We start from the raw sequence: 11961 nt of genomic DNA, 5'->3' as shown, positions 1-11961 counted from the left end.
AAAACTAATATCGGGCAAAAGCCCCGACCAGGAGGCAGCATGCGTCTTACATGTCCGAATTGCAGCGCCCAGTATGAGGTGCCTGATGAGGTCATCCCAGAAGAGGGCCGTGACGTTCAGTGTTCGAATTGCGAGAAAACCTGGTTTCAGGTCAAGCATGCGGATCAGCCGGTTGAAAAAGAACCTGCCCCAGTTGCTGAAGAACCCGCGGCCCCTGAACCTTCCCTTGAGCCTGAGCCTGAACCGGTAAAAGAAGAACCAACCCCGGAAATGACGGCCGAGCCCGCCCCGGAACCCGAACCACAACCGACCAGCAGAAGTATCGATCCGGCGGTTGCCAACATTCTCAAGGAAGAAGCCGCCCGCGAGGCGGACCTGCGCGCGAAAGAAGGCGGCAGCCTTGAAATCCAACCCGATCTGGCACTGGACGCCCCGCTCGCCCCCGAGCCCGAACCCGAACGCTCGGTCGAATACGTGCCGCCCTCGCAGCGCCCAGCGAAAATACGACAAAGGGGCGCCTTGCCTGATGTTGAGGCGATCAATTCAAGCCTACGCAGCGATAAAGCTGCCACGAAACCCAAAGTCGAGGAGCGCGCGCCGCGCAAATCCGGTGGCGGGTTCATGCGTGGTTTTGCGTTGATCCTGATTGTGGGCGTCATATTGCTACTGGTTTACGGAAACGCGCAAAGAATCAGCGACGCGGTCCCACAAGCCGAACCTATCCTGTCTACTTATGTCTCGTTGGTTGATCAGGCGCGAATCTGGCTTGAAACGCAGACCTCGGGCGCGGCACAAAATTAATCCGGCCTCGGATGCGACTAGAACCGCTCCAGCAGACGTTTAAGGTATTCCAGTTCAATCTGGGGGCGGTCCGTCTCGCCGGTGCGGCGGCGGATTTCGTCCAGCAATTCGCGTGCACGCCGATAGACATCCTCACCCTGAAGCAGGTTGTCATCGGTCGAGATTGATCCGTTCGCGCCTGGGCTACGACCCAGCGGATCGCGGTTTGTTGCCTGCATATCGCCTTGTTGCGAACCCTGGCCCGGCTGGTTTTGCTGGTTCTGGGCCAAAGCCTCACCCAGTGACCGCATACCTTCGCGCAGGGCTTCCATCGCTTCAGACTGGCGGTCGATGGCTTCGGCCAGATCATCGCTGCGCAACGCATCTTCGGCCTCATCCATCGCACGGCCTGCTCGGCCCAACGCATCCCGCGCCGCGTCACCCTCGGGCGTGCCAGCACCCGGCAGGTTCTGTTGCTGGCGCCCCAGCTCATCCCGTAACGCCTGTTGACGATCGGCCAGCGAGTCCTGGCCCGGGTGGCCACCGCCATCTGTCTGATCCGAGCCCTGCCCCTGTCCGCCTTGACCTTCGTGGCTCTGGCCTCGACCCAATCCGCCATTGCGGCCTTCATTGCCTTGGCTTTCACCGGCCTGCGCGCCGGGATTGAACTGTTCTTGCAGATCGCGGAACGCCTGGTCGCTCAGACCCTGCTGTTCGCGTAGGGTTTCAGCCAATCCTTCCATTGCCTGCTGACCCTCGGATTGCTGACCTTGACCCTGTCCTTGGGTGATGCGCATGTTTTCCATCATCTGCTGGAACTCTTCCAGCGCCTGCTGCGCCTCGGCCATACGGCCCTGTTCCATCAGTTCTTGAATGCGGTCCATCATCCGCTGCAAATCATCCTGCGTCATCTGCAGGGTTTCGCCGTTTTGCCCCTGCTGATTTTCGTCGAACTCACCATTTTCCTGCGCCAAACGCTGAAGTTGGCGCATGTAATCCTGCGTCGCTTCACGCAGCTCTTGCATCAACTCGGCGATTTCCTCATCGGTGGCACCGTTCTTCATCGCCTCGGTCAGACGTTCCTGCGCCCGACGCATGCGTTCCAAAGCGTCTGCCAAGGTGCCTTCTTCGATCAAAACCGCCAAATCCCACAGCGCCTGCGCGATTTCTTCCTGCTGCTCTGATGTCAGCCCATAATCGTTGAACGTCTCCAGCCGCCGCAGGGTCACACGCAAGCGCAGATACGCGGTGTCTGAGCGGAAAACATCTTCGGGCAAGTGCGAGACCGCCCTCAAAATCTGCGCCACCCGCGACGCGTTATCTCTCGCCCAAAGCAAGTCGCGTCGCTGTTCGATCACTGCAGCCGCCAACGGATCAAAGAACCGGCGGGCAGGTAGCTGAGTCATGTAGGGATCGGATTGGCTTTCCTGATCAGCGGCATCTCGCACCATCAAAGTAATTTTCACAGGCAGGTGCGCCCAGGGGTGCTCCGAGAAATCCTCGATCAGGTCTTCGGTGAAATCGGCCCGATCACCAATGATCGGCATCGGCAACTCGACCTCGATCACATCGCGCGGTTCGGGGTCGGTTATTAGACCATAGCGACGGTCAACCGCGGGCAAATCCAGTTCGACCAGGGCAGACCCGGACACAACACCATAATCGTCAGTGGCCGCGAAAGGCAGCTTCATTTGCCCACCTGCCTCGGACTCGGCGTCTTCAGTCACGGCAACCTGCGGAGCGGTGTCCGCAATGACCTGCAGCGCCCAGTCGCGCCCAGACGGTCCGTCAATCGTCAACGTCCCCGAACGTTCGGCGACAAATTCCTGTTCCGGCTCAGTCCTGTCCTCAGCGCCCAGAGGCGATGTCGTCTCGGTCAGGCTATGGGCACCAACCTCGCCATAGAACCGCAAGGTCACGCGACTGCCTTGCGGCACCGACAGCATCGGATCAGACTGATCCGCCAGATACAGCGTGGGCAACCCGGTATAGCGCGGCGGTTCTACCCAGCCCTCCCAACTTGGCCCCTGCCCGGCAACAGCAGCGCCCGGAGCCATCTCGGTCACCGAGCCAATGCGCCAGACGGAACCGAACAGCACGGCAATCACCAGCGCCAACAATGCTGAATAGCGCAGGGCATACGGATCGCGATCCGCCAACCTCAGATCAGGTTTGACCGGTTCCGCTTGCGCCGCTCGCTGCGCCATTCGGGTCTGGTGCGCATGCCACAGCGCCACCGAATCCGCGTCCATAGCGCCAATAACCTGTTCGTCCAACAACGCCTGAATCGGGCGTCCCGGCAAAGATTCGTCCAGCCGCACCAGCGCCTCGGCCCGGCTGGGAAAATGGAACCGCCGGATGCCCCAAATCAATGCGACCAGCAGGCCAAGACCCGCCACAGCACCCACAGCCCAGACCACTTCAACCCGGACGTGATCCTGCAATCCCAACATCAAAGCAGCCAGAATCGCCATGGAAATCGAAAAGAACGGCCAGAATGCGCGCAATTCTCGCTCGGCCAGCATCCCTGCATATGTCAGCCACAGGGACAGTCTCGGGATCGGCAGATTCGGTCTTGCGGTCAAGGCGGGCCTCCTAAACAGGCCCGGACGGTCATCGCGTCAGAGCCACTCGGGTATGGTATCGCGGTTTATGATTTCGTCAAAGCTTGGACGTTCACGAATGACTGCAAATTGATCCCCATGCACCAGAACCTCGGGAATCAGCGGTCGGGTGTTATATTCACTGGCCATCACAGCGCCATAAGCCCCCGCACTGCGGAAAGCGACCAGATCGCCCGCCCGCAAAGGCGGCATATTGCGCTGCTTGGCAAACGTATCGCCGGTCTCACAGACCGGGCCGACGATGTCATAGGGTTGTTGTTCCACACCCGCCTCAGGTTCCTGAACCGAGACAATGTCATGATGCGCCTCATACATGGCCGGGCGGATCAGGTCATTCATAGCGCCATCAATAATCAGGAAATCACGGCCTTCACCGGATTTCACATAAATCACTTTGCTGATCATCAGCCCAGCATTACCAGCGATCAACCGGCCGGGTTCGATCTCAATCTCACAATTCAAATGGCCCAGTGTCTTCTTGATCAGCGCGCCATATTCCATCGGCAGCGGCGGCGCATCATTGGCGCGGGTATAGGGAATGCCCAAACCGCCCCCCAGATCAAGGCGTCGGATATTGTGACCCTCGGCGCGCAATTGCTCGGTCAGTTCGGCGACCTTGGTATAGGCCAGTTCGAACGGCTCAAGTTCAGTCAGTTGCGAACCGATATGGACGTCGATGCCGATCACCTCCAGCCCCGGCAGGGTGGCGGCGTGGGCATAGACCTCTGAGGCGCGGGCGATCGGGATGCCGAACTTGTTTTCCGACTTGCCAGTGGCAATCTTGGCGTGGGTCTTGGCGTCCACATCCGGGTTCACCCGCACGGTGATTGGCGCGACCACGCCAAGTTCCAGTGCGACGGCGTTGATCACTTCCATCTCGGGCTCGGATTCCACGTTGAACTGGCGGATGCCGCCGGTCAGTGCGGTGCGGATTTCATCGGCCGTTTTGCCGACGCCCGAGAATACGATCTTGTCGCCCGGAACGCCTGCGGCCTTGGCGCGCAGATACTCGCCGCCCGAGACCACGTCCATCCCGGCACCCGCCTGCGCCAACGTCTTCAGGATCGCCTGATTGCTGGCCGCCTTCATTGCGTAACAGACAAGATGGTCGGTGCCCTCCAACGCGTCATCGAACAGCTGGAAATGCCGTAGCAAAGTTGCCGTCGAATAGACATAAAAAGGTGTCCCAACCGCTGCAGCGATTTCAGAGATAGGGACATCCTCGGCGTGAAGCGCGCCGTCGCGATAGAGAAAGTGATCCATAACTGCGCGCTTAGACCAAAATGCCCCCGCGGATCAATGGATTCTACGCCTGACGGGGCATTCCTTTAATTGACCGTCGACACACCAACCCGGCCATAGCCTGAGATCGAGATGCCGGACCCGCTGGATTCAGGCGCAGGTTCGGGGCGAGAGCTGGAGGAAGGTTCGCAGGCTGCCAGTATAGCGAGGCACAGAATCAGGCCGATGGTTTTCATTTTAACTTCTTTTCCGGTGATTTCGGCTCAGGGCCGGTCATGCATAGCAAGTGGGTGAGGCGCCGTGAAAATACAATTGCCTCAACGCTTAAATGCCAAGATAAACGCCCAGGCCGCCACGCCGCAGGCCGACACCACCACCGACATAGGTGCCGCTGCTGCCGACTCCGACGTTGGCGCTCATCGAGGGTTGGACAGGCTCCCCATCCGCACCGCATCCGGCCAGGACAAACCCGGCCGAAATCAGAAACACCAAACGCATTATCCGCATCACACCAGCGCCTTCCACCGCTTGATCTGGGCACGCACCTGATCCGGCGCCGTACCACCATAGGACTGGCGCGAGTTTACCGAATTTTCGACGGTAAGGACAGAATAGACATCATTTGTGATATCAGCATGGACGGATTCCATGTCTTCCAGTGTCAGATCCGGCAGATCGCAACCCTTGCCTTCCGCCATGGCCACCAGCGACCCAGTGACGTGGTGGGCATCGCGGAAGGGCAAGCCCAGCACGCGCACCAGCCAATCGGCCAGATCAGTTGCGGTTGAGAAGCCCGAACCCGCCGCCGCGGCAAGGCTTTCGCGGTTGGCGGTCATGTCTTTTACCATTCCTTCCATCGCGGCCAGCGCCAGCATCCAGTTGTCTGCGGCATCAAAGACTTGTTCTTTGTCTTCCTGCATGTCCTTGGAATAAGCCAGCGGAAGGCCCTTCATCACCATCATCAGCGCAGTGTTAGCACCGTAAATTCGACCCACTTTGGCGCGGATCAGTTCCGCTGCATCGGGGTTCTTTTTCTGCGGCATGATCGACGAGCCGGTCGAGAAGCGATCCGAAAGCGTGACGAACCGGAACTGGGCCGAGGACCAGATCACCAGTTCCTCGGCAAAGCGCGACAGGTGCACGGCACAGATCGAGGCGGTCGACAGGAATTCAAGCGCGAAATCGCGGTCGCTAACGGCATCCAAAGAGTTTGCTGCAGGGTGGTCAAAGCCCAACGCTTCGGCCGTCATTTGGCGGTCGATGGGGAACGATGTTCCGGCCAGCGCGGCAGCACCCAAGGGGGATTCGTTCATCCGGGCGCGGGCGTCACGAACACGGCTCAGGTCACGGCCAAACATCTCGACATAAGCCATCATGTGGTGGCCCCACGTCACCGGCTGTGCGGTTTGCAGATGGGTAAAGCCTGGCATGACCCAATCAGCCCCGGCCTCGGCCTGCGCCAAAAGCGCGCGGATCAAAGCGAGCAGGCCGGTTTCCGCCGCATCCAACTGATCACGCACCCACAGTTTGAAATCGGTCGCCACTTGGTCATTGCGCGACCGGCCAGTGTGCAAACGGCCTGCGGGCTCACCAATGACCTCTTTCAGGCGCGCCTCCACATTCATGTGAATGTCTTCAAGCGCGGTCGAGAACTGAAATTCTCCGTTCTGAATTTCTGACAAAACGGTGAGCAGCCCTTCCCGAATGGCTTCGGCGTCACTATCAGTTATAACGCCTGTGGCCGCGAGCATGGCGGCATGGGCGCGCGAGCCTGCGATGTCCTGGGCTGCCATCCGCTGATCGAACCCGATCGAGGCATTGATCGCCTCCATGATCGCGTCTGGACCGGCGGCAAAGCGGCCGCCCCACATCTGGTTCGAGGATTGATCGGTCATGTTGGAAAACCCGGAGTTGATATGCGCCTATTTCGTTTGATCCCCCTTTATATGGCCCTTGCGCTGGGTGCAAATGCGGCTTTGGCCACGGATGCGGAAACTCTGGGTCCATTGCGGGACGGCACCCTGAAGCGCTTGATTCTGCATTCTGAACCGAAACCCGCCAAGGAAATCGAGTTCCAGTTGGAAGATGATGGCGGCATTGGCACGCTTGAGGACTATGCCGGGAAATATGTTCTGGTGAATTTCTGGGCGACCTGGTGCGCGCCCTGCCGCAAAGAAATGCCTCAGATCGCCGAGCTGCAGGAAGAATTCGGCGGTGACAAGTTTCAGGTTCTGACCCTTGCCACCGGGCGCAACTCACCGGCCGGGATCAAGAAGTTCTTCGAAGAAAACGGCATCACCAACCTACCACGCCATCAGGACCCCAAATCAGCCGCCGCGCGTGAATTCGGCGTCGTGGCGTTGCCAATCACCGTCATCCTGAACCCGCAAGGTCAAGAGATCGCGCGGCTGATTGGCGATGCGGAATGGAATTCAGACAGCGCCAAGGCGATTATCGCGACACTGGTCGGTGCTGAAAGCTAAGTACAACACATAAGAAATTCACGAATCATGCTATTCTCTCAGCTTTAATCGTTGGGAGAATAGTTATGAAATCATTTGCTACACTGGCCGCAGCGGTCAGTATTCTGTGCATTGCGGCGACGACAGCAGATGCGAAAGACATCAAGAAGCAGCAGCAATTCATGGACACAATCGTTGGCAAAAAGTTGGTAAGCGGCGGGTCTTGGCTTGTCGTCGAGGCAGACGGCACGATTCAGGGGGAAACCGCCAAGAAAGGTAAAATCAAAGGTGCTTGGGTCTGGAACAAAAGGTATTTTTGCCGAAATGTTTTTGTTGGAACCAACCAACTTCCCGAGGATTGCCAGAAAGTTACAATCGACGGCAATCAAGTAACCTTCACGCGCGATAAAGGAAAAGGTGAGGCCGTGCCTATGACCATTTCCAACTAGGCAGAAAACACTGCATTTTTTTGTGCTAGAATGAAACCGGTCCCTTTGGACCGGTTTTTCTGTTGGTTACCAGTGAAAGGAGGCGACAATGAAACCAGTGGTTCTGTTGATCGGTCGCTTGCCGAATGTCATCGGCGACGTGGCGCGGCGCTTGGATCACATGCCAATCCAATGGCTGGGCGCGCATGATCAGGATGAGGTCCGGCGGCAACTGGATGCCGAACCTCGGATCGTCTGCGCCATCATAGGCGCGGGCCTGGATGACAAGATACGCGGAGAGATGGTGGGCATAATCGCGGCACGCAGGCCGGACATCTGCATTCACCTCAAAGACAGGGCATCAGGCCCTGACGGGCTGGTGCCCTTTGTCGAACGTGTGGTGCAGCACCAAATCTTGGACACGCTCGAAGCAAGCTGACGCGACGCTACCTTTGACAGCGTCATGACCGCTCTGCACTCTGCCGAGCGGGAGGAAAGAATGCCGCTTGAAATACTTCTGGTTCTGGTGGTCGGAGGCATCATCGGCATCACCGTGCTGCTGCATCTGTCAGGGCGGTCGCGCGTACGTGAACTGACCCCCCAATCTGCGCGCTCGGAATGGCTGCGCCACGCACCGGATGACGTCATCATCGACATAACAATCTCACATGACAAACGGTCCGCCCTGATCCGGGCCGAGACCGGCAACGGACTATTGTGGTCCTTTGGCGCCGATACGGTGGCGCGTCATCTGCTGGATTTCGATTGGATCGACCACCCAGAGGGGTTCAAGGTTCAGTTCCACGATTTCGGCACGCCCAAAGTCCTTGTTCGCCTCGATGATTTTGAACGCCCCCATTGGCAACACCTGATGGACCCTGCATGACCGACCAAGTGAACTTTCCCGATGCCGTGCAATGGGCCGTGCCCTTCTTCATCGCCGCCATTCTGGCCGAGTTCCTGTGGATCGCTTTCAAAAGCAAAGGCGGGCGGTACGAGACGCGGGATGCAGTGACCTCTTTGGTGATGGGTGCAGGAAACATCGCCTCAGGCTTGTTGCTTGGGTTTATCGCCTATGGGTTCTTTATGTGGCTGTGGCAGATCACTCCGCTGAACCTTGGCACCTCGATCCCGGTGATTGTCCTGTGCTTTGTGCTGGATGACCTGCGTTACTACTGGGTGCACCGGTTCGGGCATCGCATCCGCTGGGTTTGGGCCAGCCATGTGAATCACCACAGTTCTCAGCACTACAACCTGACCACCGCGTTGCGGCAGACCTGGACCTATACATTCACCTTTATGATGGTCGTACGCGCACCCTTGATATTGCTGGGGTTTCACCCGGCCATGGTGTTATTCGTGGGCGGGTTGAACCTGATCTACCAGTTCTGGATACACACCGAGGCCATCGGCAAAATGCCCCGCTGGTTCGAGGCGGTGATGAACACGCCCAGCCACCACCGCGCCCACCACGGCCGCAACGCGCGCTATCTGGATTGCAACTATGCGGGCGTTTTCATCATCTGGGACAAGATGTTCGGCACCTTCGTTCCTGAGCAGAAAAATGACCGTGTCGATTATGGGCTGGTCCACAATATCGGCACGTTCAACCCGCTACGCGTGGCGTTCCACGAATGGGTCGGCATTTGGCGTGACGCAACGCAACCGGGGCTGAACCTGCGCGAGCGCCTGGCTTATTGCTTTGCCCCGCCGGGCTACAGTCATGACGGCAGCCGTGAAAACTCGGAACAGATCAAAACGCGCCATCTGGCCCGACACCCTGAAGATCGCGGGACGCCAGGTTTTGAACATTTCGAGGCCGAAACACCCAAAACGCAAGCAAAACAGGCTTAAATCCACCGATCTGGCCTCGGCTACCTTGAATGCGGAATTTCGCATTCCATATGCAACGGATGTGATCCATTTCGAGTAACCGGAGGCCGACATGACTCGCTTGACGACAGCATCAACCACGCTTGGTCTGTTGGGTCTCGTTCTGGCAATGCTAACGGTGTTGGCCGGAGGATCATCGGCAATCGTAGTATTGGGTTTCATCATGCTGGCGCTGGGATTTACGGGCGCAGTTATCGGCGGTGCCGCTACATTGGGCCGTATCTGGGAAACTTCGCGCTAAACCGCGTCTTTTTCGCACCTCTTAACCACGGATTCATCAATTTGCCCTGAAATCAGTCCCTGACAGGCGACGTGAAGGGATGGATCAGGACATGCGGGACGTAAAACAGGCGGACGTGCCCGAGGGTGCCGATAGCCCGCTGGACGCGGCTGTCGCATCCCGAGATAGCTCCACAGTTGAGATGGCGACCGAAGCTGTGAAGCACAAGCAATGCAAATTGGCCTTTCAGCCCGTCATGCAGGCCCAACCGCCGTTTGGCGTGGCGTTCTACGAAGGGTTCATTCGGGTTCTGGACGAAACCGGGCGGGTAATACCCGCGCGCGATTTCATGCCCCAGCTGGAAAATACACCTATTGGCCGCGATCTGGACTGTGTCGCGCTTGAGATGGGGCTTAGGACGCTGGTCAGAAATCCGGACATCCGGCTATCCATCAACATGTCCGCCCGTTCGATCGGATATGCGCGGTATTCACGAGTGCTGGAGCGGTTTCTTAAGAAAGACGCCGGTCTAGGCGAACGCCTGATCCTTGAGATTTCGGAAAGCTCGGCCATGACGGTGCCCGAACTTGTGGTCGACTTTATGGACCGGCTGCAACCGCGCGGTGTCGCTTTTGCACTGGACGATTTCGGCGCCAGCAATTTCAGTTTCCGCCATTTTCGCGAGTTTTTGTTCGACGCCGCCAAGATCGATGGCCAGTTCGTGTGCGGCATCAACACCAACCCCGACAATCAAGCGCTGGTCCGGGCACTGATCGCCGTGGCACGCGAGTTTGAAATTCTCGTGACCGCCGAATCGGTCGAAACCAAGGAAGATGCAGAATTTCTTGTGGCCAATGGTGTGGACTGTTTGCAGGGGTTTCTGTTCGGCGCTCCCACAGTCTCGGCCCCCTGGACGAGAGAAAACACCAAAAAAACTGGTAGTTAGGCGTAAAATTTCCGCCGCCTCTCCTCCTGAGACAAGCTGACCGTTGCTGCAATTGCAGCATTACGCTATGCCATGAGCAGCTGGAGCGGAGGATCAGGAGGTGCTTTCGTTCACAGGGTCTTGCCTCTGTGATCTGCGCCGCTACCGCTCTTACAGGACCTTGATGGTAAAGGATTGTCTAAATGACCAACGTAGTAATCGCATCCGCAGCACGCACCGGTGTCGGCAGTTTTGGCGGCTCGTTTGCAAACACACCCGCACATGATCTGGGTGCCGCCGTTCTTGAGGCCGTCGTGGAACGCGCCGGTGTCGAAAAAGGCGAGGTCAGCGAAACCATCATGGGTCAGGTCCTGACAGCTGCTCAGGGTCAAAACCCGGCACGTCAGGCACATATCAATGCCGGTCTGCCGCAAGAAAGCGCCGCATGGGGCATCAACCAGGTTTGCGGTTCGGGTCTGCGCGCTGTCGCTCTGGGTGCCCAGCACATCCGGCTGGGCGATGCCGAGATTGTTGCCGCTGGTGGCCAAGAGAACATGACCCTGTCGCCCCACGCCGCCGCCCTGCGTGCCGGTCACAAAATGGGTGACATGAAGTACATCGACACGATGATCCGCGACGGTCTGTGGGATGCGTTCAACGGCTACCACATGGGCCAAACCGCTGAGAATGTCGCCGAGAAGTGGCAAATCAGCCGTGATACGCAGGACGAATTCGCGGTCGCATCGCAGAACAAGGCCGAAGCAGCCCAAAAAGCTGGCAAATTCGCCGACGAAATCGTGCCGTTCACTATCAAGACCCGCAAGGGCGACATCGTGATGGACAAGGATGAATACATCCGCCACGGCGCGACCATGGAAGCCATGGCCAAACTGCGCCCTGCCTTCACCAAAGACGGCTCGGTCACTGCGGCAAACGCCTCGGGCCTGAACGACGGTGCAGCAGCGACCCTTCTGATGTCGGCTGAGAACGCTGAAAAGCGCGGGATCGAGCCTCTGGCCCGCATCGCATCTTACGCGACCGCTGGTTTGGACCCTTCGATCATGGGTGTTGGCCCGATCTACGCGTCGCGCAAGGCACTGGAAAAGGCAGGTTGGTCGGTTGACGATCTGGATTTGGTCGAAGCCAACGAAGCTTTTGCCGCACAGGCCTGCGCTGTGAACAAAGACATGGGTTGGGACCCTTCGATCGTGAACGTGAACGGCGGCGCGATTGCCATTGGCCACCCGATCGGCGCCTCCGGCTGCCGCGTCCTGAACACGCTGCTGTTCGAAATGAAACGCCGCGACGCGAAGAAGGGTCTGGCGACTCTCTGCATCGGTGGCGGCATGGGTGTTGCCCTGTGCGTGGAGCGCGACTAAGCGCTTTG

The 11961-nt window shown here is 58.3% G+C and carries 14 protein-coding genes; 9 read left to right on the top strand and 5 right to left on the bottom strand.

Annotated elements, in window-relative coordinates:
* Nucleotides 1–39: 39 nt before the first annotated feature.
* On the top strand, nucleotides 40–801 hold the full coding sequence (locus GOW93_RS14745) for a zinc-ribbon domain-containing protein (protein ID WP_170385763.1): 762 nt from the start codon (nucleotides 40–42) through the stop codon (nucleotides 799–801).
* A gap of 17 nt (nucleotides 802–818) precedes the next feature.
* Here the strand turns inward: GOW93_RS14745 and GOW93_RS14740 are convergent, their stop codons facing one another.
* The 5 genes from GOW93_RS14740 to argH form a co-directional block, all read right to left on the bottom strand.
* Entirely contained in the window at nucleotides 819–3365 is a 2547-nt protein-coding gene (locus GOW93_RS14740; RefSeq protein WP_368039680.1) for a TIGR02302 family protein, read from the bottom strand.
* Between the two features lie 36 nt (nucleotides 3366–3401).
* Nucleotides 3402–4667, bottom strand: a complete 1266-nt coding sequence (gene lysA / locus GOW93_RS14735; protein ID WP_170385760.1) for a diaminopimelate decarboxylase — start codon at nucleotides 4665–4667, stop codon at nucleotides 3402–3404.
* Between the two features lie 65 nt (nucleotides 4668–4732).
* Nucleotides 4733–4882 carry a hypothetical protein gene (locus tag GOW93_RS14730; protein WP_170385757.1) on the bottom strand — a complete coding sequence of 50 codons (150 nt, stop codon included), beginning with the start codon at nucleotides 4880–4882 and terminating at the stop codon, nucleotides 4733–4735.
* Nucleotides 4883–4970: 88 nt separating this feature from the next.
* A complete protein-coding gene (locus GOW93_RS14725; protein WP_438826195.1) occupies nucleotides 4971–5144 on the bottom strand; it encodes an argininosuccinate lyase in 174 nt (57 codons plus the stop codon).
* An 8-nt stretch (nucleotides 5145–5152) separates the two neighbouring features.
* Entirely contained in the window at nucleotides 5153–6541 is a 1389-nt protein-coding gene (argH, locus tag GOW93_RS14720; protein WP_170385751.1) for an argininosuccinate lyase, read from the bottom strand.
* Between the two features lie 21 nt (nucleotides 6542–6562).
* On the opposite strand from argH, the gene GOW93_RS14715 reads away from it, so the two are divergent.
* From GOW93_RS14715 to GOW93_RS14680, 8 genes are all read left to right on the top strand, one after another.
* Complete coding sequence (locus tag GOW93_RS14715) at nucleotides 6563–7129, top strand: TlpA disulfide reductase family protein (protein WP_170385748.1); 567 nt, start codon at nucleotides 6563–6565, stop codon at nucleotides 7127–7129.
* Nucleotides 7130–7194: 65 nt separating this feature from the next.
* Nucleotides 7195–7557, top strand: coding sequence for a hypothetical protein (locus tag GOW93_RS14710; protein ID WP_170385745.1), 363 nt, complete (start codon nucleotides 7195–7197; stop codon nucleotides 7555–7557).
* Between the two features lie 88 nt (nucleotides 7558–7645).
* Nucleotides 7646–7975 carry a hypothetical protein gene (locus GOW93_RS14705; protein ID WP_170385742.1) on the top strand — a complete coding sequence of 110 codons (330 nt, stop codon included), beginning with the start codon at nucleotides 7646–7648 and terminating at the stop codon, nucleotides 7973–7975.
* A gap of 60 nt (nucleotides 7976–8035) precedes the next feature.
* Nucleotides 8036–8422: a hypothetical protein gene (locus GOW93_RS14700; RefSeq protein ID WP_170385739.1), complete on the top strand. Its 387-nt coding sequence runs from the start codon at nucleotides 8036–8038 to the stop codon at nucleotides 8420–8422.
* Nucleotides 8419–9390 carry a sterol desaturase family protein gene (locus tag GOW93_RS14695; RefSeq protein ID WP_170385736.1) on the top strand — a complete coding sequence of 324 codons (972 nt, stop codon included), beginning with the start codon at nucleotides 8419–8421 and terminating at the stop codon, nucleotides 9388–9390. The genes GOW93_RS14700 and GOW93_RS14695 overlap by 4 nt, the downstream gene beginning before the upstream one ends.
* 91 nt (nucleotides 9391–9481) lie before the next feature.
* On the top strand, nucleotides 9482–9670 hold the full coding sequence (locus tag GOW93_RS14690) for a hypothetical protein (protein WP_170385733.1): 189 nt from the start codon (nucleotides 9482–9484) through the stop codon (nucleotides 9668–9670).
* Nucleotides 9671–9761: 91 nt separating this feature from the next.
* Nucleotides 9762–10595, top strand: coding sequence for an EAL domain-containing protein (locus GOW93_RS14685; RefSeq protein WP_170385731.1), 834 nt, complete (start codon nucleotides 9762–9764; stop codon nucleotides 10593–10595).
* Nucleotides 10596–10777: 182 nt separating this feature from the next.
* Nucleotides 10778–11953, top strand: coding sequence for an acetyl-CoA C-acetyltransferase (locus GOW93_RS14680; RefSeq protein ID WP_170385728.1), 1176 nt, complete (start codon nucleotides 10778–10780; stop codon nucleotides 11951–11953).
* Nucleotides 11954–11961 lie beyond the last annotated feature (8 nt).

The organism is Ruegeria atlantica (assembly GCF_013032455.1).
Lineage (GTDB): Bacteria > Pseudomonadota > Alphaproteobacteria > Rhodobacterales > Rhodobacteraceae > Ruegeria > Ruegeria atlantica_B.
The sequence above is the reverse complement of the archived record's forward strand: the minus strand, read 5'-3'. Positions and strand labels throughout refer to the sequence as shown.